The following is a 25,148-nucleotide window of genomic DNA, read 5'->3' as shown; positions in this document are numbered from 1 at the left end:
GCAGGGACCGAGACGTCGCCGATTCGTGTTAACCGATTTGGCCTAAGATCAGGTCACGGTTAGCTCCGGGCAGGGAAGAGTGAAACCGTAATTCATGCACGGATATGAAGACGTTACGAATGTGACGACAAATCATCCGCCGAACCGCGCGCAGGCGTCTGTGATCGCCTCGTCCAGAATCCCCAGTCCTTCCGCCAATTCGCTCTCCGTCGCGGTCAGTGGGGGAGCGATCCGGAAAACCCCGCCCATCCCCGGCAACTGCACGATGTTCATGTGCAGCCCCAGCTCGAGACAGCGCCGGGTGACCAGCGCGCCCAGTTCGTCGGAGCTCTGCTTGGTGGCACGGTCCACGACGAGTTCCACGCCGACCAGCAGGCCACGTCCGCGGATGTCGCCGACGACGGGATGACGGACGGCGAGGTCGTCGAGGCCGCGGCGGAGGAAGGCGCCCAGTTCGGTGGCGCGTTCGTCGAGGCGTTCGCGGGTGAGGACGTCGAGCACGGTGTTCCCGACCGCCGCCACCAGCGGGTCGGCGACGTGCGTGGTGAAGAACAGGTAGCCGCGGTCGTGCGCTTCCTGCTCGATCTCCGCGCTCGTGATCACCGCCGCCAGGGGCAGGCCGGCACCCAGCGTCTTGGACAGGGTTAGGATGTCGGGGACGACGCCGTCGCGTTCGAAGGCGTACCAGTTCCCCGTGCGGCACAAGCCGGTCTGCGCCTCGTCGAGGATCAGCAGCATTCCGCGTTCGCGGCATTTCTCCCGCAGGGCGGCGAAATACCCTGGCGGCGGCTCAATGATCCCACCCGAGCTGAGGATCGGTTCGACGACGCACGCCGCGAGACTGCCGACGGACTGGGCGTCGATCATCTCGAACCCGAAGTCCAGCTGCCGCCTCCAGTCCAGTTCTCCTTCGGCGGTGAGGAAGTCCGGCCGATAGGAATTCGGCGCGGGAATGGCGAAGTTGCCGGGCGCGGACGGGCCGTAACCCTTGCGGCCCGCGCTGTAGGTCGCGCTCGCCGCCGCGTGCGTCATCCCGTGCCACGACCGGGCGAACGACACGATCTCGTGCTTGCCCGTCACCAGTTTCGCCATCCGGATCGCGGCCTCGTTCGACTCCGCCCCGGTGGTCAGCAGCAACGCTTTTTCCAGCGGTGACGGCAAAGTCTCGGCCAGCCGCCGCGCGAGGTCGACGACGGGACGGCTCAGCATCCCGCTGAACAGGTGGTCGAGGGAGCCGATCTGCCGCCGCACGGTGTCGACGATCTCGGGATGCGAATGCCCGAGGATCGCGCTCATCTGCCCGGACGTGAAGTCGAGGATCCGTCGCCCGGACTCGGTGAACAGGTAGCTCCCGGCGGCGTGGTCGATGATCTCGCGGGTGAAGTCACCGGCCCCGGCGTAGCGCACGAGGTGCCGGTCGGCGTCGGCCCAGAAACGGTCGGCGGTGGACAGGTCAGTGGTCGGAGCAGCCATGCCTCGACGGTAAAGCGGAGCCGAGCGACACGTCCATCTCACAATTCTGGCTGTGCTGTTCGCCTGATCCGTACAACAATGGCCTGATGCTCAACCCTTGGAGGCTCAGCCTGCTGAGCCGGCTGGACACCCTCGGCACGGTCCGCGCGGTCGCGAAGGCGGCCAACCTGAGCGCTTCGAGCGTGTCCCAGCAGCTCGCGGTCCTCGAGGCCGAGACGCGCACGCACCTGCTGGAACGCACCGGCCGCCGGGTCCGGCTGACCCCGGCCGGGCGGTTGCTGGCCCGCCGCGCGAGAGCGATCCTCGATCACATGGACACCGTCGAGGCCGAGTTGCGCAGCCTCGGCGAGGCGCCGACGGGGCTCGTGCGCCTCGGCGCCTTCCAGAGCGCGATCCACACCATCGCGGTCCCCGCGGTGACCCGGCTGGCCCGCTCGCATCCGCAGTTGCACCTCGAACTGCTCGAACTCGAACCGCATGTGAGCATGCCCGCGCTCCGCGTCGGCGACGCCGACGTCATCATCACCACCACGGACTTCGTCGAGCAGCCGCTGGGCCCGGACATCGACCTGGTACCGCTCGCCACCGACCCGGTCGTGCTCGTCGTCCCGCCCGGCCATCCGGCCGCGGGCCGGGGCCCCGCCGACCTCGCCGCGTACGCGAGCGAGCCTTGGGCGTTCGACATCCCCCAGTCGTACATGGCGAACCTCGCCACCCGGCTCTGCCGCGAAGCCGGCTTCGAGCCCCGCGTGGTCGCCCGGTTCAGCAACTACATGATGACCTTGCAGCACGTCGAGGCCGGGCACGCGATCGCGCTCCTGCCCGGCCTCGCCGTCGACAAGCGGTACCGCGTCGCCACCCGCGAGCTCGCGACGCCGGTCACCCGGTCCATCACCGCCGCGATCAGGCGCGGGTCCGCGCCTCGCGCCGCTGTCGACCTGGTTCTCGAGGCGATCCGGAGTCATCCGGAACTGCCGCTGTGAACCCGTGCCGTCGCGCCAGCAGCACCACGGCGAGCGTCGGCAGGAGCAAGACCAGAACGGTCCAGGGGAACGACTCGGCGCCGAAACCCGCGAGGAGGACGCCACCGGCGATCCCGCCGCCCGCCATCGCGGCGTTCCACAGGGTGACCAGCATGGCCTGCGCGATATCCGCCACGCCGCCCTTGTCGCCCGCTTGCGCGGCGGCGGTTTGCAGCAGCGTCGGGATGCCGCCCCAGCCGAGCCCCCACAGCGTCGCCGCGACGTAGACCAGCGCCGGACTTTCACCCAGCAGAGCCAAAATCGTCGCGCCGACGGCGACGAGGACGGTGCCGGTGACGGTCAAGGAACGCAGCCGCCGGTCGATGCGGATGCCGACGACCCAGATGCTGACCATCGACGCCAGGCCGAACACCAGGAGGATCCGGTCGACCTCGCCGCCCATCGAGACGTGTTCGAGGAAGGTGGCGATGTAGGTGTAGAGGATGTTGTGCGCCAGCACGAAGGTCAGCGTGACGAACAGGACCGCGGCCACGCCGGGCACGGCGAGGGTCCTGCGCACCGGGAGCCTGCCGCCCTTGTCCTGCCCTGGGAAGTCGGGGACGGCGAGTGTGATCCAGCCGAGCAGGCCGAGCGCGATCGCCGACATGAGCGAGAACGTCACCTGCCAGCCGAAGAGGTTGCCCAGGAACGTTCCGGCGGGGATGCCGAGCGAAAGCGCGAGCGGGATGCCGGTCATCACCACGGCGATCGCCTTGCCCTGCACCGGTTCCGGCGCCATTCGCCGGGCGTAACCGGTCAATAGTGCCCAGACCACGCCCGCCGCGATCCCGGCGACGAACCGCGCGCCGAGGGTCAGGGGGTAGTTCGTGGACAGCGCCGTGACCGTGTTGGCGACGGCGAAACCGGCCACCCCGGCCAGAAGCAAACGTTTGCGGCGCCAGCCCGCCGTCGCGGCGGACAGGGGGATCGCGGTGAGCGCGGTGCCGATCGCGTACACCGTCACCAGCTGGCCGGTCGCCGCTTCGCCGACGCCGAGACCGGCGCTCATCGCGGGCAGCACCCCGGCGGGCAGGGCTTCGGTGAGGACGGTGACGAACGCCGCCGTGGTCAGCGCGAGCAGCGCGCCGAGCGGGAGTTTCGGAGTCATGTCCGTATGCTCGAACCATCACATAGATGTGAAGGTCAAGCCGGGCGGAGTGAGGTGGCGCACATGCGGATCGGTGAGCTTTCGGAGCGGACGGGGACGTCGCGCCGTTTGCTGCGGTACTACGAGGAACAGGGTCTCATCATCTCGGAACGGCGGGCCAACGGCTACCGGGACTACGACGAGTCGTCGGTCGACCGGGTCATCCAGGTCCGGGGCCTGCTCGACGCCGGGCTGCCGACCCGGATCATCAAGCAGATCCTGCCGTGCCTCGACAAGCCCCGGCAGATCTACTTCCCGGACGCGACCAGGGAGATGCTCGAAACCCTGGAGACCGAACGAGACCGGATGACCCGGCGGGCCGAATGCCTGCTCCGCAATCGGGATGCCATCACCGAGTACCTCGACGCCGTCCGCGCTCGTCGTTGAGCTGAAGGGAGCTTTCCCCGCATCAGACGCGGGGAAAGCTCCCTTCGCCGCGTCTCATGTGGGGAAAGTCCCCTTCAACTCTCTTTGGCCTTGACACGGCGAGAAAGCGCTTTCAGGATGGGCGTGGGAAAGCGCTTTCAAAGGAGAACGGATGACCACGCGGAAACTCGGCGTCGTGATGAACGGCGTCACCGGGCGGATGGGCTACCGGCAGCACCTGGTGCGCTCGGTGCTGGCGATCAACGAGGCGGGCGGGGTCGAGCTGGCCGACGGGTCGCGGGTCCAGCTGGAGCCGGTCCTGGTGGGGCGCAACGCCGACAAGCTCGAAGAGATCGCCAAGCGGCACGGGCTGACCCGCTGGACCACCGACCTCGACGCCGCACTCGGCGACGACGACCTCCCGCTCTACTTCGACGCGCAGCTGACCGCCGTCCGGGAGAAGTCGATCGTCCGCGCCATCGACGCGGGCAAGCACATCTACACCGAAAAGCCGGTGGCGGAGTCGGTCGAGGGCGCGCTCGCCCTGGCGCGGCACGCGGAGGCGGCCGGGGTCAAGAACGGCGTCGTCCACGACAAGCTGTACCTCCCCGGCCTGCTCAAGCTGAAGCGGCTGATCGACAGCGGCTTCTTCGGCCAGATCCTCTCCGTGCGGGGCGAGTTCGGGTACTGGGTCTTCGAGGGCGACTGGCAGGCGGCGCAGCGGCCGAGCTGGAACTACCGCGCCGAAGACGGCGGCGGCATCGTCGTCGACATGTTCTGCCACTGGAACTACGTGCTGGAGAACCTCTTCGGCGCCGTCAACGCCGTGACCGCGAAGGCCGTCACCCACATCCCGGAGCGCGTCGACGAGAAGGGCGAGCGGTACGCCGCCACGGCCGACGACGCCGCGTACGCGATCTTCGAGCTCGAAGGCGGAGTCATCGCGCAGCTCAACTCGTCCTGGTGCGTGCGGGTGCACCGTGACGAATTGGTGGAGTTCCAGGTCGACGGCACGCGCGGCAGCGCGGTCGCGGGCTTGCACAAGTGCGTCGTCCAGCCGAGGGAGGCCACTCCGAAGCCGGTGTGGAACCCGGATCTGGCCGAGACCCGGTCGTACCGCGCGCAGTGGCAGGAAGTGCCGGACAACGAGGACTTCGGCAACGGTTTCCGCGCCCAGTGGGAGCAGTTCATCCGTCACGTCGTCGAGGACGCGCCGCATCCGTACGACTTCATGGCTGGCGTGCGCGGCATCCGGCTCGCGGAAGCCGGCCTCGAGTCCTCGCGGGAGAACCGCCGGATCTCGCTCGCCTGAGTCCGAAGGTCCACACGTGGCTGGACGGCGATCTCGCGTGACTGGACGGAGAACACGCGTGATCGGGCGGAGAACACACCTGCAACTGGCTTCCGTCGCGTGATCTCCGCCCAGTCACGCGTGTTCTCCGCTCAAGCACGCGAGATCGCCGCTCAAACACGTGTGTTCGCCGTCCAGTCACGCGAAATCGCCAGGCAGCAGCGAACTGAAAGCGTCTGGCAAGCCGGAAGCCCTCGCCTAGCGGCCGAAGACCGCTCCCGGGTCTTCGGCGATCAGCACCGAGATCTCCCGGATCTTGCGGTTCGTGTGCTGCGACGCCTCGGTGAGCCAGCGGAAGGCTTCCTCGGCGTTCAGTTCCAGACGTGCCATCACGATGCCCTTCGCGGTGGCGATGGCGTCCCTGGTCTCCAACGCGGCGACCAGGGTCTCCGCCTGTTTTTCGGCGGCGGCCCAGCGGGACGCGGTCAGGATGATCGCCGAGATCGCCGAAGTGAACATCGCGACCAGGGCCGCCTCGACCGGGTCGAAGGCGTTCTCCTCGAAGCTCCAGACGTTGAGCGCGCCCGCCAGCGGCTCGGTTTCGCGCCGGTTGAAGTGTGATTCGTCGGGGACGAACAGCGGGCAGGCCAGCGCGGTCCGCACGCCGAGCTGTTCGGCGGCGGCCGCGAAATCCGGCCAGCGTCCGGCCGCCGTCTCCAGCCGGGTCCGGACGATCGTCCCGCTCTTGGTGGCCTTCAGGCAGGGACCCTCGTCCGCGCTGTACTGCGCCTTGTCCAGGGGAAGCAGGGACTCGTCGGTGGCGGCGACGGTGCTCGGCTCGTTGTCGGAATACAGCGTGACCGTGGCGGCGTCCGCGCCCGGCAGCATGCCGACCACCTTCTTCGCCACCCGCTCCAGCAGGTCGTCACGGGGTTCGTCGAGCCTCATCGACTCCGTGAGCTCCCGCAACGCCGACGCGGTGTCGCGAAACTGATCCATCGTGTCCCTTTCCCGCGGCCGGTCCGGTCGGACCGGCCTCCCCAAAACGTACTCGTTCCGGCTAGCCGGACATTGGCCGATTCGGGGTAACCCTCGGACGGTGGCCCGCCGGTTCGGTGGTCAGCAGGCCCTCACCGTGCGTGAGCCCCGGCAGTTGCTGTTCGAACCGGGTCACCTGCCCGGCAGGCAGCGTGCCGGTCAGTTCGGCCCGGTCGCCACGCGGTACCGAGCCGGTGACGGCCCCGCCGAGCTCGACCAGCCTGGACAGCGTCGCGTTCACCGAATCGGCGGGCAGTTCCACCTCGACGCGGGTCACCGGTTCGAGCACTTCGGTCCCCGCCTCCCGGAGCGCCTCCTCCAGCACGAGCGGCGCGACCTTGCGGAAGTCACCCGCCGCGCTGACCGGGCTGAAATACCCGGTGTGGGTGACGGTCACCACGCAGTCGATCACCTCCCGGCCCCGCCGCAGCGTCGCCTCGACGGTCTCCTCGATGGCCTTGTGGAAGGCGAGGGGCAGGGAACCGAGTTCGACGTCGAGGCCGAAGGTCAGCCCCGAGCCGGGGACGCCGGGCCCGACACGCAGCCCGAGCGTCGCGAAGTGCGGATTCCGCTTCTCCGTGATCAGCCATACGGAGGACCCCGTGCCGATCGGCCGTTCGACGCAGATCGTCCGCGTGAGGCCGAATTCGACGTCGAGGCCGTGCTGCGCGGCGAGCGTCTCCGCGATGATCTCCTTCTGGACTTCCCCGTAGAGCCGTACGGAGAGCTGTCGTGTCTCGTCGTCCTGCCGGACGGTGATCAGCGGATCCTGTTCCGCCAGCTCTTGGAGCGCGGCGAACACCGACGGCGTCTCCGCGGGCCGGGTCGGCTTGACCACGGTTTCCAAGGCGGGCGGCGGAAACTGCGCGGCGACGCCGTCGAAATCGGGGATGCCGACGCGGTCGCCGATCCGGATCTCCTTGAGCCCGGTGACCTTGGCGATCTGCCCGGCCCGCGCGCGGGCCTCGACGGTGTCGTCGCCGAGTTCGAAGACGCGTACCGCGCTCACCTTCGCTTCGGCCGTGACCGTCCCGCGATGGAACAGGACGTGGTCCCGCGCGCCGATCTCGCCGGAGAACACGCGGAGGTAGGCGATCTTCTCGTGCGCGCGGCCGCGTTCGATCTTGAACACGGCGGCGCGCAAGCGGTCGTCCGGTGCGGGTTTCCCCGCCCCGGCAAGGAATTCGCGGATGCCGGAGGTCAGCTCGGCGATCCCTTCGCCGCTGCGCGCGGAACCGAAGAAGACCGGTGAGACGACGCCGAGCTGGGTCTGGCGGACGACCTCGGCCCGGTAGTCCTCGGCCGCCAAGGTGTCCTCGAGATACGCGGTCAGGAAGGCGTCACTGTGCTCGGCCAGCTGTTCGGCCAGCCCGGCCGACGGCGCGACAGGCCGCTGCCGGACCTTCGCGGCCGAGGTGCCGAGCCCGTCGACCTCGGACACCGGCACGCACGCGACGCCGAGGCGCTCGGTGAGGTCGGTGAGGTCGGTGAGGAGACCGTCGTAGCGGGCGCCCGCCCGGTCGACCTTGTTGGCGAAGAGCACCACGGGGATCCGCAGCCGGGCGAGCGCGCGCATCAGCACCCGGGTCTGCGCCTGCACCCCCTCGACGGCGGAAACGACGAGGACGACCCCGTCGAGCACCCGCAGCGCGCGCTCGACCTCGGCGATGAAGTCCGGGTGTCCCGGGGTGTCGATCAGGTTGACGCGCAGGTCACCGATGCGGAAGGAGACGACCGCCGAGCGGATCGTGATGCCGCGACGGCGTTCCAGTTCCATCGTGTCGGTGCGGGTGTCCCCGGCGTCCACACGGCCGAGGGTGCCGATGGCACCGGTGTGATGGAGCAGGCGCTCCGTCAGGCTCGTCTTACCGGCGTCGACATGGGCGAGAATCCCGATGTTCAGGTGTTCCATGGATGAACGGCTCCAGGGCTGTCGAAAGGTCCGTACGACTCGAGGACTCGACAGCTCGGCGCACGCCGCTCTCCGTTCATCAGGGAACACCTGGCCTGCCGGACGTTAGCAACGTGTTTCCGACCGGTCACGCGATTTACGGCCGGGCGTCGACTTGCGGCGCCCCTCGGCCATCTGCCGCAAGTAGTCCTCTAGTTGCGGTAGTTGCACGCGCAACGACCGCAACCAGAGGACGAATTGCGGGCAGGTGGCCGTCATGCCGTGTCCGTGGACTCGGCCAGTGGCGAGGTGAGGGCTCCCTTCGCCGCATCTGACGTGGCGAAGGACGCCTTCGGCCCAGGCCAGTCGCGGAGCGTAGGCGTCCCCAATGTGGCATTGGAGACGCTCAGTGTCCCCAATGCCGCATTGGGGACATGGCCCCTCTGAGAACGCGACCAAACGCAACGCGACCTGCCGCAAGTAGCCCTCTAGTTGCGGTAGTTGCACGCGCAACGACCGCAACCAGAGGACGAATTGCGGGCCGTTGCTGAAGTGCGGAATCCGTGCTTCACTCCTTGCGTGCCGTACCGACGTACTCCGAAGACGCAGGCCAGGCTGGACTCCCAGCGCGGGGAGATCCTCGCCGCCGCCATCGCGTTGCTGGCCGAGACCGGCTACGCGAGCTGCTCGATGGCCGCGGTCGCCGCGCAGGCGGGCGTCGGCACCGGAAGTGTGTACCGGCAGTTCCCCTCCAAGGCCGATCTGGTCGTCGAGGTCTTCCGCGAGGTGGTCTCCCGCGAGGTCACGGCCGTCGAGGCCGCCGCGTCCCGAGGCGACGTCCGGGAGCGGGTGGTCGCGGTGATCGAGACCTTCGCGGGCCGGGCGCTGAAGGCCCCGCGGCTGGCGTACGCCCTGCTGGCCGAACCGGTCGACGCCGTGGTGGAGGCCGAGCGGCTGGTGTTCCGCCGCGCGTTCCGCGAAGTGATCGCCAGGAACATCGCCGACGGGGTCGCCAGGGGACTGCTGCCCCCGCAGGACGCGGAAGCGACCGCCGCCGCGCTGGTCGGCGCGGGCGCGGAAATGCTGGTCGGCCCCCTGGCCGGGGACGGCGGCCCGGACACGATCCCGCACCTGGTCACGTTCACCCTTCGCGCGCTGGGAGGTTCCGATGGCGTTTGAGACGCTCACCTACCGCGTCGCGGATCGAAAGGCCTACCTGACGTTGAACCGCCCAGAGCGGCTCAACGCGATCAACGACGTCATGCCCGGCGAGATCCGGCAGGCCGTGGAACGGGCGAACGAGGACGACGAGGTCCGGGTGATCGTGGTGCGCGGCGAAGGACGGTCGTTCTGCGCCGGGTACGACCTCAAGCAGTTCGCCGAGCAGGACTCCGAAGGCCGCTGGAACCAGGGACCGGTGTGGGATCCGGTCAAGGACTACCGGGTGATGAAGCGCAACACTGACGACTTCTTCAGTCTGTGGCGGTCGCTGAAACCCACGATCTGCCAGGTACAGGGGCACGCGATCGCGGGCGGCAGCGACATCGCGCTCTCGTGCGACGTGCTGCTCATGGCGGCCGACGCGCGCATCGGCTATCCGCCCGCGCGGGTGTGGGGCTGCCCGACGACCGCGATGTGGGTCTACCACGTCGGCGCCCAGCGCGCGAAACGGATGCTGCTCACCGGCGACACCATCGACGGCGCCACCGCGGCGGAATGGGGACTCGCGCTCGACGCCGTGGAACCCGGGAAGCTGGAAGCCGCCACCGAGGAACTGGCCGATCGGATGGCCGGGGTGCCGACCAACCAGCTGGTGATGCAGAAGCTGATGATCAACCAGGCCTACGACAACATGGGCCTGTCCGGCACCCAGACACTCGCGACGTTCTTCGACGGCATCACCCGGCACACCCCGGAAGGCCGCTGGTTCCGCGAGTTCGCCGAACGCGACGGTTTCCACGAGGCGGTGGCCTACCGCGATTCCGGACAGGTCATCCCTGACGGCGGCGGACCGCTGCCGGAGAGCACCGACCCGAGGAGGTCGTCATGACCGCGAACACCGAAAGCGAACGGGTCGCCGAGCGCCTGCAACGTTCTGCAGCGCGGCTTTCCTACGACCCGGACGTCGACGTCGATTGGCTGGCACCGTTGGTCGACGGCGCCTACGGCAAGGCGCCGGAACGATGTTCCTTGTACGGCACCGAGTTGTGGGACCGGCTCGATGAGGCCCAGCGCGCCGAACTGAGCCGTCAGGAGGCCGCGGCCGCGGCGGCGTCGGGGATCTGGTTCGAGCTGATCCTGATGCAGGGCTTGGTGCGCCACGTGTACAACAGCGATCCGACGACGCACAACGCCCAGTACGCGCTCACCGAGATCGCCGACGAATGCCGTCACAGCACCATGTTCGCCCGCTCGATCGCGAAGACCGGTGGCGTCGTCCGCCGCCCCAGCCGCTCGGCGCACCGGGCGGGCAAGGTGTTCGGCGCGGTCTGCGGCCCGGCGTTGCTGTTCGCCGGAGCCATCTACGTCGAAGAACTCGCCGACGGCATGCAACGCGAGATGATGCGTGACTCCAGCCTGCAACCGATGATCCGGATGATCTCGCGCATCCACGTCATCGAGGAAGCGCGCCACATCAGCTTCGCCAAGGACGAACTGGGCCGGGCCTGGGCCCGCCACGGCCGAGTCGGCCGCGAGCTGATCCGCTGGGCGATCGCGGGCATGGCGTACGTGGCGACGTCGGAGTTGTTGCACCCCAAGGCATACACCTCAGTCGGACTCGACCCCCGCGAAGCCCGCCAAGTCGCCGCCGCGAACCCGCACTGGCGCCGGACGAAGGCGTCGTGGGCGGCGAAGGCCGTCGAATACTTCACCGAGATCGGTCTCATCGGCGGCCCGAGCCGCCGTCTGTGGCGCCGCGCCGGCGTCCTCGACTGAACGTCAACGAAAGGAACCCATGTCCGCAAGCACCGGTCAGGTCCTCGGCCTCACCATCGCCGCGACCGGTCTCGCCCACTTCGCCGCCCCGGCCGCGTTCGAACCGGTGACGAAGATGGCCTTCGCCGACGACGTCCGCAACTGGACCTATCGTAACGGCGCCACCGAACTCGCCATCGGGCTCGCGATCGCGGCGGCCCCCACCCGGAAGGCGGGGTTCGCGGGACTGGCCGTCTACGCAGGTTGGCTGGCGCGTCGCGTTCTCTCCCGGCGCTGACGCGGTCCCGGGGAACGCGCGGGTGGAGGGCCGCGGGGGTACGCTGACGATGCCCGCGCCGGAAGCGCCGAGACCACGCTCTTCGCGTCGATCACCCCACTGAAGCCGATCGCCATCGCGGTCGGCGGACCAGGAGCCCGAGCGTGCTTCCCAGTCGAGAGCGGTGCCTGTCGTGAACCCCCGCCTTGTTGTGACCGCGGCGGTGGAAGAACCGGTCTGGCTGCGGTGGACGGTGGTGCCCGAGGAGGACCGGGCGCTGACTTTCGTCTACCTCGTCGCCCGCCGGACCGGCCGATCGCCCGCCTCGGCGGCGAAATTGTGCACCCGCCTGATGTCCAGGCGTTCGGCCGGCCGGACGGCCGGGGCGAGAAGTGCGCGGGCGTCGTGGTCGGCGGAGTTGCGCGTCCGGCTCCGGCGGCGGCGTGGTGCCGAGGTGTTCGACGAGGCCCTCGCCGACGCGATGGTGCTGGACGAATTGGCCTTGTTGCCGCCGCGCCAGCGGTTCGCGGTGTGGGAAGCGGTGATCCGGCATCGGAAGGTCGCCGACATCGCCGAGGACACCGGCTGGACCAGGGGACAGGCGGGCCGCCTGTTGCACGCCGGGATGTCTTCGCTGGCCACACGGGTGAAGTCCGGGCAAGGAGACCTCTCGTGACCATGACCACCCGGGAACTGGAGATCATCGGCGAGGAACTGGATTCGCTGCGCCAGCGGGTGGTGGCGGACCTCGGCGCGGACGACGCCGACTACATCCGCCGGGTCGTCGCGGTGCAGCGGCTCAGTGAGGTGTCGGGCCGGATACTCCTGTTCGCGGGCTGGTTTCCGCCGGCGTGGATCGCCGGAGTCGGCGCGCTGTCGTTGTCGAAGATCTTGGACAACATGGAGATCGGGCACAACGTCCTGCACGGTCAGTACGACTGGATGAAGGATCCGACGCTGAATTCGCGGACCTTCGAATGGGACATGGTCTGCCCGAGCGAACAATGGCGCCGTTCGCACAACTTCATGCACCACACCTACACCAACATCCTCGACAAGGATCGCGACGTCGGTTACGGCATCATCCGGATCACCGAAGACCAGAAATGGAATCCGTACTACCTCGGCAATCCGCTCTACGCGGCGGCGCAGGCGCTGTTCTTCGAGTACGGGATCATGCTGCACGACCTCGAGGCGGACCGGATCGTGCAAGGTCGCCGTTCGTGGGCGGACATCCGTCCGTTGCTCGGCCCGATGCTGCGCAAGGTGGGGCGGCAGGCGGGCAAGGACTACCTGCTCTTCCCGGCGCTGACCGGCCCGCTGTTCCCGGTGACGCTGGCGGCGAACGTCAGCGCGAACCTGATCCGCAACCTTTGGGCCTTCTCGATCATCTTCTGCGGCCATTTCCCCGACGGCGCCGAGGTGTTCACCGAGGAGGAGAGCGAGAACGAGAGCAAGGGGCAGTGGTACCTGCGCCAGATGCTCGGCTCCGCGAACATCACCGGAAGCCCGCTGTTCCACCTGCTGACCGGGAATCTCAGCCACCAGATCGAGCACCACCTGTTCCCGGACATCCCGTCCCGCCGCTATCCGCGGATCGCGGCCGAGGTGCGGGAGATCTGTGAGAAGCACGATCTGCCCTACAACACCGGTTCCCTGTCGAAGCAACTCGGCTCGGTCGTCCGCAAGATCTTCCGCCTCGCTTTGCCTTGACCGAACGCGCGCGATTTCCTCTGTACAATGAAAGAACCGAGAGTATTCCGCACGTCGGATAATGGCCGATGTCACCTTCGGTTCTTCACCGACGCCGGCCCTCGCGGCCGGAGACCGGAGCCGAACGTGTGTGCCGACCCCCGCGCCCCGGATGCCGCCGAACGGCTGAGACTCAAACCCCGCAACTCCGAGAGCGGTTTCGTCGACGGCGCCTGGTGGCCCCGGTCCCGCGACCTGACGACCGAGGTGCCCGAACTCGCCACGGCGCTCAACGGCCGGAACGGCCCGGTGTGGCGGGTGGCGTTCCAGCCGTCGGCCTGGGCGGGCACGGTCCGCGAGCTGATTTTCCATGGCCGGCTGGTCAAACTGGAGGGAATCGACTCGCAGAACGTGCACGTCGTGCATGTGACCGGCGGGAACATGTACCGGCTCACTCTGCTGGTCATCCCGCCGGAGGCGGATCCGGTGGCCGCCGAGCGCGTGCTGGTGGCGGCCTCCGGGCAGAACAGCGTGGCCTGCCCGGAGGCGCTCCTTGACGAGTTCGGCGCCCGGCCCGCTCCGGAAAACGCCCTAGCCCGTTGGGAATCCGAAGGCGGACATGGCGACACCGCCGGAACGGGCGCGTGAGTGGTCGAGCGGATCAGGCAGCGTCAGTGCCGAGTAGGCCGGTCGCGCTGTCGTGGCGGGCATGGTGACGAGGTCGCGTAGCTTGGCGTTGCGTCGCTCCAGGGCGTGCGCCGTGGCGGGGAAGAGCGTGGCCCCGCCGTTGTCGACCAGCGCCTGGTTCATGGTCACGAATTCCCGGGTGTCTTGTTCGTACGCGGCGAAAGCCTTGGTGTGGTCCTGGTTCGTGGCCAGGGCGTAGGCGAGCATGTAGGCGCCGACGAGCGCGAGACTGGTGCCTTGTCCGGTGAGGAACGACGGTGCGTACGCGGCGTCGCCGACGAGCGCGACCCGGCCGCTCGACCAGCCGGGCAGCCGTATCTGGCCCGCCGTGTCTTGGAACACGTCATCGGCCTCGCGCATGGCGTCGACGATGCCGGGGACCTCCCAGCCGGTGCCGGCGAAGGTCGTGGCGACAAGGTCTCGTAAACCGCCGACCGGCGGTTCCGGCCGGTGAAAGTTCAGAAAGGCGTGCAGGTCGTCGTTTTCCCCGCCGGTGGCGTAGAGGGCCGCGGCCTTGCCGGGGGTGTTCCACATCATGAGCTCGCGGGAGAGCCGGAAGGTGTTGGGCATGGTGAACACGGCGAAGCAGTAGCCGAGGTAGCGGTGGAACCATTCTTCGGCGCCGAAGACGATCTCCCTGGTGCGCGAGTGCATGCCGTCGGCGCCGATCACCAGGTCGAACGCGCGCCGGTCGCCGCCGCGGAAGGTGACGTCGACCCGGTTCGCGCCCTGGTCGAGGGTGTCGATGGAGTCGCCGAACCGGAATTCCACGTCGTCGCGGACGGTCGTGTGGAGGGCCGTCATCAGATCTCCGCGACCCACTTCGAGGTCTTGTCCTTCGACGTTCCCGGCGACGGCGTGGGGGAGGACCGACGCCACTTCGCCGCCCTCGGCGTCGAGGAAGGTGAACCGCCGTGTGCCGATGTGATCCTGCCGCAGCCGGGGCAGGATCCCCATCCGCCGGACCACTTCCACCGCGGTTCCGCGTACGTCGATCGGATAGCCGCCGACGCGCGGCGTGCCCGCTTTCTCCACCACCGTGACGGTGAATCCGTACCGGTGAAGCCAATACGCCAGCGTAGGTCCGGCGATGCCTGCCCCGGAGATCAGGACCTCGCGCTTCGGAGTGGTCGTCATGCCTGGGTTCCTTTCTTCATGACGCGAACGACGAGCAGCGACAGTGCGGCGACGACACCGGCGACGGTGAAACCGGTGACGAACGCCGATTCGGCGGGACGGCCCGAGACCGGGTCGGTCCCGGCGGCGAGGATCAGGCCGGCAACCTGGGTACCGAGGGCGATGCCGACCACGCGGGTCACCACGAGCAGGCTGGTGGCGATGCCGGTGTCCTTGGCATCGACGGCGGTGGCGGTGGCGGCGAGCAACGCCGTGCTTCCGATGCCGGCGGCGAACGCGATCAGCACCTTCGCGACGACGAGCTGCCAGGCCGCCTCGTGCGCCGACGCCAGGGCGAACAAGGTCGCCGCCCCGACGATGGCGCCCATGATGACCACGGCACGCGGACCGAACCGCCGCGCGGCGATCCCGCCGACGGTCCCGCTCACCACCCCGGCTATGGCCCCGGGCATCAGGAACAGGCCGATGTCGGACGTGTCGGCGCCGAATCCGTACCCCTGGGCCGACACCGAGAACAGCTGTGGCACGAGAAAGAGCGCCATCCCGGAACTGGCGGTCACGAGAAAGGTGAGCACGCACGAGCTCCGCATGGCCGGTGTCGCCAGCATGCGCAGATCGACCATGGGCGAGGCCGCCCGGCGCTCGACGGCGACCCAGCCGGTCGCGAGGGCGGCCACCGCCACCGCGATGGCGCCGACGGCGAGTGGTGGCAGCCCGGCGCGGGTCACCGTCATGATCCCGAGCATGAGCGCGAGCAACGTGCAGCTCAGCAGAATCACGCCGAGCCAGTCGATCCTGGCGTCCGACCGGATCGGCGGGTCACGCGGCATCAGTCGGGACACGAGCACCGTGGCCGCGATGATCGCGATCGTCGGCAGCGCGAACATCCAATGCCAGGACAGGCCTTCCGCCACCGGCCCGGCGATCAGCGTCCCGACCAGGCCGCCGCCCGTGAACAAGCCGCTGACGATTCCGACGGCCACCTGCGTCCGTCCTGGCGGAAGGTGTTCGCGCACCAGGATGAAGGAGAGGGGCAGCGCGCCGATCATCGCGCCCTGCAGTACCTGACCGAGCAACAAAACCGGCAGGTTCGGTGCCAGGCTGGAGAACAGGCCACCGGCCGAGACCACCGTCATCAGCACGACCAGGACCCGCTTTCCGCCGTAGCGGTCGCCGAGTTTGCCCGCGATGGGCGCGACGACCGCGCCGGTGGTGAGCAAGGTGATGGTGATCAAGGCACCTTCGCCGGGGCCGATCCCCAGCTCGCGTTGCAGTAGTGGGAGCGAAGGGTCCACCACTGACTGCAGCGTGCCGAGGGCGAGAGCCAGGAAGCCGAGGGCGGCGATCGCGTACTTTCCGATGCGGACCGGGGAAACCAGAGCTTCGGACATGGACGTCCTATTCGTCGTTGGTTACGAAGCAGAGGGGCGCGCCGACAGCATCTACACTACACCGTGCAGTGTAGATCGGCTACGATCCGACCATGTCGACCGCGAAGACGCTGCGTGCGGGATCCGCGCACAAGCGCGCCGCCATCCTCACCGCGGCCAGGGAGTTGTTCCTGGCCGACGGTTTCGACCGGTCGAGCGTCGACGCGGTCGCCGCCCGTGCCGGGGTGTCCAAACGGACGGTCTACGACTACTTCGGCGACAAGAAGACCTTGTTGCACGCCGTCTTCGACGCCGTTGGCCAGTCGCTGCTCGCCACGATCCGGCGCACCCTCGACGACACGCTCGACGGCGTCACCGAGGCGGCGGAACTGGAGCCCGCACTGGTCACGTTCTCGATGCGGATCGCGACCGAATGGCTCGGCTCGGCGGAATACTCCACGCTGCAACGGCTGGTCAGGGCCGGATCCGATCACCTGCCGCACCCGGACGACCGTGCGCTGACCAACGCGCCGGAGGAGGCCATGGGCGAACGCTTCGCCGCCCTCGCCGGTGCCGGGCTGCTCGATATCCCCGACGCGCGACTCGCCGCCGACCATTTCATCGCGCTGACCTTCGGGGTCACCATCAGCAGGCTCGGTTCCGCGAACGCCGCCGAGGACACCCGTGTCCGGCCACTCATCCTCGAGGGAGTGCGGGCGTTTCTCCGGGCATACCGATCAGCAGCCTGAGATCCAAGCACGGAAGCGATACGACCTCGTCCGGTGCACGGTCGTCGGGCACGTCCACTACGGACTGCTGATCGAAACCGAAGACGGCGAGCGGGGATTCGTCGACAGCTCCTACATCACGGATGGGATCGGCGAGCCGTGGCCCGCTGTCGGCCAACAGCTTCGCTGTGTGGTCCTGGGCTACGCGAGACGTGGCAACCGCATCCGAGTCGCGGCGACGCCGTCGTACGTCGATGCCCTGGCCGCGGCCGAGGACGGTGCCGCTGCCGCGAAGGCCTGGCGCCGACCGGCGCAGGACGCCTGACGATCTCGGTCCCTGCCTGCGGTTTTCCGCTCTGGTGCAAAAGTCTCGACGGCCGGTGGAGATGGGCGACAGGCTGTTCCCGTGCCCGTAGGGGGTTAGGGGAGGGGAACGATGAGACCAGCTGCACCATCTGGCAGGAACTCGACTACGCGCCAACTCCAAAGACGATTTCGCCGGGGTCTGCGACGAGGAGCAGGACGGCAACGCCAAGATCTCGCATCGGTCGCTGTGAATGCCCGCTGAGGTACCGCCGTAGTTCTTCCAACCGGACACTATCGGCTCGCGAAGGCTCTACGTCCTGGTCCTGATGGAGATCCGCACCCGGCATCCGACTGCGGCGTGTGGACGACGCGGGCCGCTCGCAAACTGCTGGTGAACCTCGGCGAGGGGATCTCCCGGTGGGTTCAGAGTCGGACATCGTGCCGGGAGGGCGCGTCGAGTTTGCGGAGTACGTTGGCGACGTGGTCCTCGACGGTGCGCCGTGAGATGAACAGGGCTTGAGCGATCTCCCGGTTGGTGTGGCCGTTCGCCAGCAGGCGTGCGACATCGTGTTCGCGCGGCGACAGCTGTGTGCCGTAGCTGCGGCGGCCACGGACAGAAGGTATGACAGTGCCGGTGCTGCGGATGTGGTGACGGCAGCGGGCCGCGTCGACGGTGGCGCCCAGTGCGTCGAAAGTGACGGCCAGCTCACGGAACACCGCGGGATCGGCACCGGTGATGCGAGCGGCCTTGTCGGCGCACTGCGCGGCGCGGTAGCGCTGCCCGAGTTCCTGGTATCGCAGCTGCGCGTCACGGTAGTGCTGCTCCGCGTCGTCGTGATCTCCCGCCGCGGCGGCCACCTGCGCCCTGCACACCGTGAGCGCCATCCGCGCCGAGGGCGCGTCGATGCTGTCCAGCTCCTCCTCGGCTTCCGCGACGAGCTGCCGCGCGGCACCGGTCTCGTCGTCGGCGAGGTAGCACGCGACAGCCTGGGGGACTATCTCGGCGGCCCATGCCCAGGAGCCCTTCGCGCGGAGGAGGGCGAGTCCGCGCTCCGCGTGACCGCGAGCCGCGGTGTCGTCCCGGCTGAGCAGCATGGCGGCCATCCCTCCCGCCGCGGCCACCGCCACCGGGATCACCGCCGTCGGGTGAATGTCGAGGGCGGCGTGGAATCCGTGTTCGGCGGTCAGCCAGTCGCCGCGTGCGGCGGCCAGCCAGCCGATGACCAGGTTCAGTTCGTTCGCGATGTGTGGCAGGTGGGAATAGGCATGGATCTGCGCCTGTACCCGCTCGGCCAGACCGGACCACTCGCCCGCGAGCCAATCCAGCCGGGCCGCGGTGGCTTCGGCTGTCGCCACCACATAAGGGGCGCCCGCACGTGAGGCCATCGCCAACCCGGTGTGCAGGAACGTTCGTCCCTGACGGTCCCGGCCGGTCCACGAGCACGCGTCGGCCAGGTTGGTGTGGGCCCGGGCGAGATGCCTGATCTCAGCGGGGTCGTCGATGTCGTCGGGCGCGGGCAGCCGGGTGATCCGGTCCCAGATCATCGGGTCACCGACGATGAGCTGCCCACCGAGCACAGTGGCCAGCACCGCCGTGCGCGCAGGGCGCTGCGGCAGGTGAGCGAGCAGGTCCTCCACCCGCAGAAGCCAGGCCCGGTGGTCCGCTACGGTGGCGATGTCAAGGTATGGCACGGAAAGCAGGGCCATCCCGGACGCGATGCGCTCGGGCTGGTCGCCGAGAAGCTCTATCGCGTGGGTGATTTCGGCACAGCCGCGGTCCAGCATGGACTCGCGCACCAGCAGGGTGCCGAAGCACAGACGCACCTCGCCGCGCACGTCGGCGGCCAATCTGGGGTCTGACTGCAGCGCCTCGATGCGCATCATCACGTCAGCGTCAGGCAGCCCGGCCAGCGCGTACCCACAGAGTTTCGTGGCCAGCCGGTTCATGTCCTCGGCGGGTACGTCGCGGTCGGAGACCACTTGGGAGAGCACGTCCACCGCAAGGGACATGTCCTTTGCCTCGGCCGCGGCGTCCGCGGCGCTTTCGCTGTATCGCAACCACTCTTCCGGCATGCCAGCCTCGGCGCAGTGCCTGGCGAGCCGCGCGACCGGCCACCCGGCCACGTCGGCCAGCACGCGTGCCGCGGCGCCGTGCAGTTCCCGCCGACGCGGTCCCGGCAAGGCCGCGTACACCGCCCGCCGCGCCATGCCGTGCCGGAGGCCGTACCGGTTCGGCGGGCCCTCCGACAGCACACCGGAACGCACCAAGTTCACCACCGGGTGCACTCCGGGAGACCCCGCGACCGCCGCGAGGATCTCCGACGGCGCCGCGTCGCCCAGCACGGCCGCGGCCTCGGCGACCGCGCGCTCCGGTTCGATCGGCCGGTGCAGTCGTTCGAGCACCGACTCCTTCACCAGGACAGGTACATCGACGGTGGCCAGGACCCGGCCCGCCGCCACCCCCTCGATCCGGGTGTCCACGAGCCGGTCACGTAGCGCACGGGCCGTTTCCGCGACCACGAAAGGAATTCCGCCGGTCTCGTGCAGAACCGCGGTCGCGAACGACTCCGAAACGACGCCGCCGGTCACGGCTTCGATCAGCGCCCGCACCTCCGGCTCCTCGAAGGGTCGTAGTCCCAGACGCGCGGTGGCGACCTCGGACGGCGGGTGCACGACCGGCCCCAGCGGGGCATCACCGGGGAGTTCTTCACGCCGATAGGTCGTGACCAGAGACAGACCGGGCGGCGGATCGGCGAGCAGAAATCTCAGCACCTGACGGGTGTCTTCGTCCGCCCAGTGCACGTCTTCGACCACGAGCACGGCCTGCCCGAGCGCGCGCACCAGCGCGCAGACCGCACGGAACATCCGATGCCGCTCGGCCTCGGGGCGGTCCAGCGGTGGCGGTGCCGGCGGCAGGAGATCGGCGAGTTCCGGCAGGTGTCCGCGAAGTGCGCCGGTCACCGGATCGGGGAGGCCCACCCTGTCCCCGGCTCGCCCGAGACAGTCGAGCAACGGGCCATAGGGGAAGGGTTCGTCCAGTGGCTGACAGGTACCGACGGCCATCCACAGGTTCCTGCCGCGCACCGCCGTCGCGAGGGCGCCGATCAAGGTGGTCTTTCCGGCCCCCGCTTCACCTTCCATGAACGCCACCGCGGGCGGGCGGGTGACGACGTCGAACAGGGCGGCCAGTTCCGCGCTCCGGCCGACCATCGGGGTGGATCGTCCGCGCGTCGACAGAGAACCCGTGCCGAACTTCGGCGGACGTGCCATCGCACCACCCATCGCCACCTCCGCGCTGGTCACACCGGTCCCAGGAGGCCGCAACGATACGTCGGACCGTCGCCACTGCGTAACCCTGATCACGGTAATGCCGTACCCCTCCGGGGTCTCACCACGATTGTTTCCCCTCCGCCCGCGCCGAATGGTGAAGCGGTGCGCCAGGCGCACACGGGAAATGGAGGAGAGATGCGCAAGACCCGAATGACGTTAGGTCTGTTCGGCATCGCGGTCGCACTGGTGGCGGTGAGCCCCACCGCGTCGGCCGCGACGCCCGAAAGCGACGTCGTGCAAGCCCGGCAGCCCATCGCCGGTCGCTACATAGTGGTCCTCCGGGACGGCGCGCAGGCAGCCGCTCAGGGTGGGGCCGCCTCGTTGACCCAGCGCTACGGCGGTGCGGTGGTCGACACCTACGCGCTGACTCTGAACGGGTTCTCGGTCCGAGACCTGAGCGAGCGGCAGGCCCGGCGCCTGGCCGCCGACCCGGCGGTGCGGACGGTGCACCAGGACGGCGTCACACGTGCCGCCGGAGAGCAGCCGAACCCGCCGTCGTGGGGGCTGGATCAGATCGACCAGCGCACGAAGGCCTTGGACAAGAAGTACGTCTACCCCAACGCCGGCGAGGGGGTCACCGCGTATGTCGTCGACTCCGGCGTGGGTATCCGGCACACCGAATTCGAGGGCCGGGCCGCGCACGGCCGCGATTTCATCGACAACGACAACGACGCGAGCGACTGCTTCTGGCACGGCTCGCATGTGGCGGGCACGATCGCGGGCAAAACCGTCGGCGTCGCCAAGAAGGCCAAGGTGGTCGCGGTCCGCTCGCTGGGCTGCGGCGGTTCCGGACCGGACTCGGCGACCGTCAGCGGACTGGAATGGGTGGCCGCCAACGGGAGCAAACCGGCCGTGGTCAACCTGAGCCTGGTCATGGACACCGTCGGCGTCGGCGATGCTCAAGTGAAAGCGTTGGTGGACAAGGGTTTTGTGGTCGCGGTAGCCGCGGGCAACAACGGCCAGGACGCCTGCACGGCCAGCCCCGGCCGTACCCCCGAAGCGTTGACCGTCGGCTGGATCAACCAGGGCGGCGGCCGTAGCGGGAACTACGGGAAGTGTGTCGACCTGTTCGCCCCGGGCGGCAACATCTACTCCACCGATCACACCGGCGGCTACCGTACCGGCAGCGGCACCTCGATGGCCTCGCCACACGGTGCGGGTGCGGCGGCGCTGTACCTCGCCGCGAATCCCGGCGCGACACCCCAGCAAGTACGCGACGCGCTCGTCCGCAACGCCTCACCGGGGCTGGTGACCGATCCCGGCGCGGGCTCGCCGGATGCGTTGCTCTACACCGGATTCATCGGTGGTGGCACGCCGCCCAAGTGCGGTGTCAAGTCCAATGACGAGGATGTGTCCATCCCCGACGCCGGGGCCGCCGTGGGCAGCGCCGTGACCCAGAGCGGCTGCGACGGCAACGCTTCGGCGGAACTGGCCGTCCGGGTGGACATCGACCACACCTACTCCGCGGATCTGGCGATCGACCTGATCGGGCCGAGCGGGGCCACGCTGCCCGTCAAACCGGCGGGTGGGATCGGTGAGGCAGGCGGTGTGCACCAGACCTTCACCGTGAACGCCTCCGGCGAGAACGCCAACGGCACCTGGAAGCTTCAGGCGCGCGACATCCACCGCTTCGACACCGGCACCCTGACCGGCTGGTCGATCACGTTCTGATCGGGAACAACCCTGCGAACCGAGGAGCACGATGAGAACAGCGCGTCTGGTCACCGCCGTCGCCATGGCACTGGCCGTGATCACTTTGCCCGCGATCGGGACGGCGAACGCCGAACCCACCGCCATCGCCGCGACACCCACCGATCAGCTGCGGCCCCCGGACATGGGCACCCGGGTGGTCAACGGACAACGCACGACCGTACGGGAAAACCCTTACATCATCGCGGGTCTGCGAGCGGGTGGCGGCGGCCCGCAGGGACAGTCCTGCACCGCTTCCGTCGTCGGCAAACGCAAGATCATCACCGCGGCACACTGCATGATCGACGTCGGCGGGGCGAAGAGCTACCTCTACGGCGACGACGACCTGAACACTCCGGGCGACGAAACCTTCCGCACTCCTGTCGCCTCCTACAAAGTGCACCCCCGCTACACCGGCCCGAACTCCTGGCAGACCGGCTACGACGTCGCGGTGATCACCACCGAGACCGACCTGCCCGTCCCGGAGAGCCAGTGGGCCAAGGTGGCCGGATCGGGTGATGCCGGGCTGACCGCACCGGGGAAGTCGGGCACCGCCGTCGGCTATGGAAAGACCTCGTCCGGCGGTGGATCCGGCGTCCTGTACAAGACCACGATGCCCGTCAACGACGGGAACAACTGCCAGGTGTTCAACGTGCGGGTGAATCCCGACCTCATGGTGTGCGTCGGGTACGACGACGGACGCACCGCGACCTGCTCCGGTGACAGCGGCGGGCCGTTCATCGTGGACGGTGTGATCGTCGGCGTCGTCTCGTGGGGCGCGTCCGGATGCGACCGCTACAGCATCATGGCCCGGCTCACCAACGAGATGGGCGACTGGGCCCGCGGCGAGATCGGCGGCACTCAGCCCGGTGACGGGAAGTTCGGCGTCTCCCTCAGTCCGGCGGCGGGCAAGGTCGAGCCCGGCAAGTACATCTCGACCTCTGTCGTGACCAAGGCAGGCGACGCGGGACCCGAAAAGCTCGAGCTGGCCGCGTCCGGCCTGCCCGCCGGCGCGACGGCCACGTTCCAGCCCGGTGCGTCCGTCAACTCCGGCGACGTCGCCAAACTCACCGTGGAGACCGCGGCGAGCACTCCGAAAGGCACGCACCGGATCACCGTCACGGCGAAAGGCCCGTCCGGCACCAAATCCGCCGACTACACCCTGACCGTCGGCGACGGTGGTACCACGGAAGGTCCCAAGCCGACTGTCTCTCCTGGTGCGGGAACGGTGACATCCGGCTCGTTCGTCAATGCGACGGTCACCGTCGCCGGAGGAACGGGCAACAGCACACTCACCGCGACGGGCCTGACGTTCAACCCGATGTTCCAGCCATCCACCGTCGCCCCTGGCGGTACATCACGCATGTCCATCGCCGCCCCGTTCCAGCGCGGCACCTACAAGATCACCATCACCGCCACCGACAGCACCGGCAAAACCGGTACCACCGAATACAGCCTTACCGTCCAATGAGGTGACCCGACCCTGTGGAGCCCATGACCACCATACGGTCACGGGCTCCACGGTTATTGACGGTCGGTGCGACATCAGGGACTCGAACCCCGAACCCGCTGGGTCAGCCCAACGCGATGCGATAGCTCCGCAATGCCTCGCGCCGAACGGCTGGCCCATGCGCCCCCAGGCGGTTGATTCCGTGAGAAATCACGTGAAGGACGCTTTTAGAGCCATATTGCCCGATTAAATACCGCATGTCCGTATCGTCAAGGTCGTGAAGGCCTCCTTGCCTACCTTGAGGGTAAGCAAGGAGGCCTTCACGACCTTGGTTCGCGCGGAAGGGGCGGCCGCGACCAAGACGGCCACTGCTGCCCGTTGGGGGACGCCCGCACAGATTCCGCACACGTCAGTCCCAACCGGGAACCTCGCCGTTGTGCCGGTAACTGCTCGGCGGCAGGCCGAACTCGCGGCGGAACGCGCGGCTGAAGTGGAACTGGTCGACGTAGCCGACGGTGCCGGCGACAGCGGCGACGGACATTCCCGTGCCGGTCAGCAGTCGAGCCGCGCGGTGCAGGCGGCGGTTGCGCACCTCCCGCATGGGACTGTGGCCGGTGGCCCTCGCGTAGAGGTGACTGAAGCGTGACGGTGACAGCCCGGCGATGGCGGCGAGCGAGTTCAGGGTGTGCGGGGCCTCCGGTGTCTCGGCGATGAGCTGCTGCACGCGGGCGATGCGCGGGTCAGGGCCCGGCGGTGCGGCGGGAGCACCGGTGAGGTCGGCCAGGCGCACGATCTCTTCGAGCGCGCACATGGCGAGGGCCTGCTGTTCGGGGCGGGTGGCGAAGGCCGGAAGGTGGACCGGCGACGGCGGGATGTGATCACCGGTGAGCCGGGCGTAACGGCGGAGCCGGTCGAAGGCGGCGTCGATGGCCTCCGCGGCGCCACTCGCCGCCGGTGTCAGATGGCGACTCGTCCCGAGCCAGTTTCCTTGTGATGCCCGGAAATGTGCCCACAGCAGCGACCATTCCCCGGCGTCGGGCGCGACTCCGTAGGTGTGCCGCACGCCGGGTTCGATCAGCACGAGCTGCCCCGCGCTGGTTGTCAGGGCCGTGTCCCCGTGGTGCACGACGCCGCGCCCCCGCGTTGTCCACATGAGCAGCCAGCTAGGCGAGCCGGTCGGCCGGATCGCCTCGACGCGCTTGGTGAAGGTGCTCTCGCCGACGACGAGCAACCCGGCCGGAGGCGAGGGCGTCGCAGCAGGATCTGTCATCTCCCCGGCAGGTTCAGCCATGTCCGCGATGCCCCGCCTTTCCTACAGTCGAATCCGACGAGACCCCC

At 68.8% G+C, this 25,148-nt stretch carries 22 protein-coding genes and 1 tRNA gene; 14 read left to right on the top strand and 9 right to left on the bottom strand.

All coding sequences use genetic code 11. From position 1 onward, the window contains the following. Positions 1-132 precede the first annotated feature (132 nt). Entirely contained in the window at positions 133-1,473 is a 1,341-nt protein-coding gene (locus ACLARN_RS40140; RefSeq protein ID WP_409496710.1) for an aspartate aminotransferase family protein, read from the bottom strand. 86 nt (positions 1,474-1,559) lie between these two features. Here ACLARN_RS40140 and ACLARN_RS40135 point away from each other — a divergent pair, with 86 nt between their 5' ends. Continuing rightward, on the top strand, positions 1,560-2,456 hold the full coding sequence (locus ACLARN_RS40135) for a LysR family transcriptional regulator (RefSeq protein WP_409496709.1): 897 nt from the start codon (positions 1,560-1,562) through the stop codon (positions 2,454-2,456). Here ACLARN_RS40135 and ACLARN_RS40130 read toward each other — a convergent pair. After that, the gene (locus ACLARN_RS40130; protein WP_409496708.1) at positions 2,377-3,603 is read right to left on the bottom strand and encodes an MFS transporter; all 1,227 of its coding nucleotides are present in this window, start codon (positions 3,601-3,603) and stop codon (positions 2,377-2,379) included. The two genes, ACLARN_RS40135 and ACLARN_RS40130, sit on opposite strands and share 80 nt — an antisense overlap. A gap of 63 nt (positions 3,604-3,666) precedes the next feature. Between ACLARN_RS40130 and ACLARN_RS40125 the strand changes: the two genes are divergently transcribed. Both ACLARN_RS40125 and ACLARN_RS40120 read left to right on the top strand, forming a co-directional pair. Beyond that, positions 3,667-4,029, top strand: a complete 363-nt coding sequence (locus ACLARN_RS40125; RefSeq protein ID WP_409496707.1) for a MerR family transcriptional regulator — start codon at positions 3,667-3,669, stop codon at positions 4,027-4,029. A 151-nt stretch (positions 4,030-4,180) separates the two neighbouring features. Next, the gene (locus ACLARN_RS40120) at positions 4,181-5,320 is read left to right on the top strand and encodes a Gfo/Idh/MocA family protein (protein WP_409496706.1); all 1,140 of its coding nucleotides are present in this window, start codon (positions 4,181-4,183) and stop codon (positions 5,318-5,320) included. A 237-nt stretch (positions 5,321-5,557) separates the two neighbouring features. Here the strand turns inward: ACLARN_RS40120 and ACLARN_RS40115 are convergent, their stop codons facing one another. Further along, entirely contained in the window at positions 5,558-6,298 is a 741-nt protein-coding gene (locus tag ACLARN_RS40115) for a GAF and ANTAR domain-containing protein (protein ID WP_409496705.1), read from the bottom strand. Positions 6,299-6,359: 61 nt separating this feature from the next. After that, complete coding sequence (locus ACLARN_RS40110; protein ID WP_409496704.1) at positions 6,360-8,249, bottom strand: GTP-binding protein; 1,890 nt, start codon at positions 8,247-8,249, stop codon at positions 6,360-6,362. Between the two features lie 558 nt (positions 8,250-8,807). On the opposite strand from ACLARN_RS40110, the gene ACLARN_RS40105 reads away from it, so the two are divergent. From ACLARN_RS40105 to ACLARN_RS40075, 7 genes are all read left to right on the top strand, one after another. After that, on the top strand, positions 8,808-9,407 hold the full coding sequence (locus tag ACLARN_RS40105) for a TetR/AcrR family transcriptional regulator (protein ID WP_409496703.1): 600 nt from the start codon (positions 8,808-8,810) through the stop codon (positions 9,405-9,407). Beyond that, a complete protein-coding gene (locus ACLARN_RS40100; protein ID WP_409496702.1) occupies positions 9,397-10,278 on the top strand; it encodes a crotonase/enoyl-CoA hydratase family protein in 882 nt (293 codons plus the stop codon). Before ACLARN_RS40105 ends, ACLARN_RS40100 begins: the two co-directional genes overlap by 11 nt. Continuing rightward, positions 10,275-11,165, top strand: coding sequence for an AurF N-oxygenase family protein (locus ACLARN_RS40095; RefSeq protein ID WP_409496701.1), 891 nt, complete (start codon positions 10,275-10,277; stop codon positions 11,163-11,165). Before ACLARN_RS40100 ends, ACLARN_RS40095 begins: the two co-directional genes overlap by 4 nt. A 19-nt stretch (positions 11,166-11,184) precedes the next feature. Then, on the top strand, positions 11,185-11,442 hold the full coding sequence (locus ACLARN_RS40090; RefSeq protein WP_409496700.1) for a hypothetical protein: 258 nt from the start codon (positions 11,185-11,187) through the stop codon (positions 11,440-11,442). Between the two features lie 172 nt (positions 11,443-11,614). Continuing rightward, on the top strand, positions 11,615-12,097 hold the full coding sequence (locus ACLARN_RS40085; RefSeq protein WP_409496699.1) for a hypothetical protein: 483 nt from the start codon (positions 11,615-11,617) through the stop codon (positions 12,095-12,097). Positions 12,098-12,099: 2 nt separating this feature from the next. Beyond that, entirely contained in the window at positions 12,100-13,134 is a 1,035-nt protein-coding gene (locus tag ACLARN_RS40080) for a fatty acid desaturase family protein (RefSeq protein ID WP_409496719.1), read from the top strand. 126 nt (positions 13,135-13,260) lie between these two features. Further along, entirely contained in the window at positions 13,261-13,761 is a 501-nt protein-coding gene (locus ACLARN_RS40075) for a DUF5994 family protein (RefSeq protein WP_409496698.1), read from the top strand. On the opposite strand, the gene ACLARN_RS40070 is transcribed toward ACLARN_RS40075, so the two are convergent. Together ACLARN_RS40070 and ACLARN_RS40065 are read right to left on the bottom strand one after the other, a co-directional pair. Continuing rightward, on the bottom strand, positions 13,705-14,937 hold the full coding sequence (locus ACLARN_RS40070; protein ID WP_409496697.1) for an FAD-dependent monooxygenase: 1,233 nt from the start codon (positions 14,935-14,937) through the stop codon (positions 13,705-13,707). The genes ACLARN_RS40075 and ACLARN_RS40070 overlap by 57 nt on opposite strands. Then, positions 14,934-16,328 (bottom strand): MFS transporter, encoded by a 1,395-nt coding sequence (locus tag ACLARN_RS40065; RefSeq protein WP_409496696.1) that lies wholly within the window; start codon positions 16,326-16,328, stop codon positions 14,934-14,936. The genes ACLARN_RS40070 and ACLARN_RS40065 overlap by 4 nt, the downstream gene beginning before the upstream one ends. Positions 16,329-16,420: 92 nt before the next feature. On the opposite strand from ACLARN_RS40065, the gene ACLARN_RS40060 reads away from it, so the two are divergent. Together ACLARN_RS40060 and ACLARN_RS40055 are read left to right on the top strand one after the other, a co-directional pair. Beyond that, positions 16,421-17,056, top strand: a complete 636-nt coding sequence (locus ACLARN_RS40060; protein ID WP_409496695.1) for a TetR/AcrR family transcriptional regulator — start codon at positions 16,421-16,423, stop codon at positions 17,054-17,056. Next, positions 16,992-17,360 carry a hypothetical protein gene (locus tag ACLARN_RS40055; RefSeq protein ID WP_409496694.1) on the top strand — a complete coding sequence of 123 codons (369 nt, stop codon included), beginning with the start codon at positions 16,992-16,994 and terminating at the stop codon, positions 17,358-17,360. The genes ACLARN_RS40060 and ACLARN_RS40055 overlap by 65 nt, the downstream gene beginning before the upstream one ends. A 404-nt stretch (positions 17,361-17,764) precedes the next feature. On the opposite strand, the gene ACLARN_RS40050 is transcribed toward ACLARN_RS40055, so the two are convergent. Next, a complete protein-coding gene (locus ACLARN_RS40050) occupies positions 17,765-20,611 on the bottom strand; it encodes an ATP-binding protein (RefSeq protein ID WP_409496693.1) in 2,847 nt (948 codons plus the stop codon). A 195-nt stretch (positions 20,612-20,806) separates the two neighbouring features. Between ACLARN_RS40050 and ACLARN_RS40045 the strand changes: the two genes are divergently transcribed. After that, positions 20,807-22,342: a S8 family serine peptidase gene (locus ACLARN_RS40045; RefSeq protein ID WP_409496692.1), complete on the top strand. Its 1,536-nt coding sequence runs from the start codon at positions 20,807-20,809 to the stop codon at positions 22,340-22,342. Between the two features lie 31 nt (positions 22,343-22,373). After that, positions 22,374-23,831, top strand: coding sequence for a trypsin-like serine protease (locus ACLARN_RS40040; protein WP_409496691.1), 1,458 nt, complete (start codon positions 22,374-22,376; stop codon positions 23,829-23,831). 67 nt (positions 23,832-23,898) lie between these two features. Here ACLARN_RS40040 and ACLARN_RS40035 read toward each other — a convergent pair. Together ACLARN_RS40035 and ACLARN_RS40030 are read right to left on the bottom strand one after the other, a co-directional pair. Beyond that, positions 23,899-23,972 (bottom strand) — tRNA-OTHER (locus ACLARN_RS40035). Between the two features lie 247 nt (positions 23,973-24,219). Further along, positions 24,220-25,080 carry a helix-turn-helix domain-containing protein gene (locus ACLARN_RS40030; protein ID WP_409496690.1) on the bottom strand — a complete coding sequence of 287 codons (861 nt, stop codon included), beginning with the start codon at positions 25,078-25,080 and terminating at the stop codon, positions 24,220-24,222. Positions 25,081-25,148 lie beyond the last annotated feature (68 nt).

Origin of the sequence: Amycolatopsis sp. cmx-11-12 (assembly GCF_046269425.1) — a bacterium.
In the GTDB taxonomy this organism is placed as follows: Bacteria; Actinomycetota; Actinomycetes; order Mycobacteriales; family Pseudonocardiaceae; genus Amycolatopsis.
This window is presented reverse-complemented; position numbering and strand designations above follow the sequence as displayed.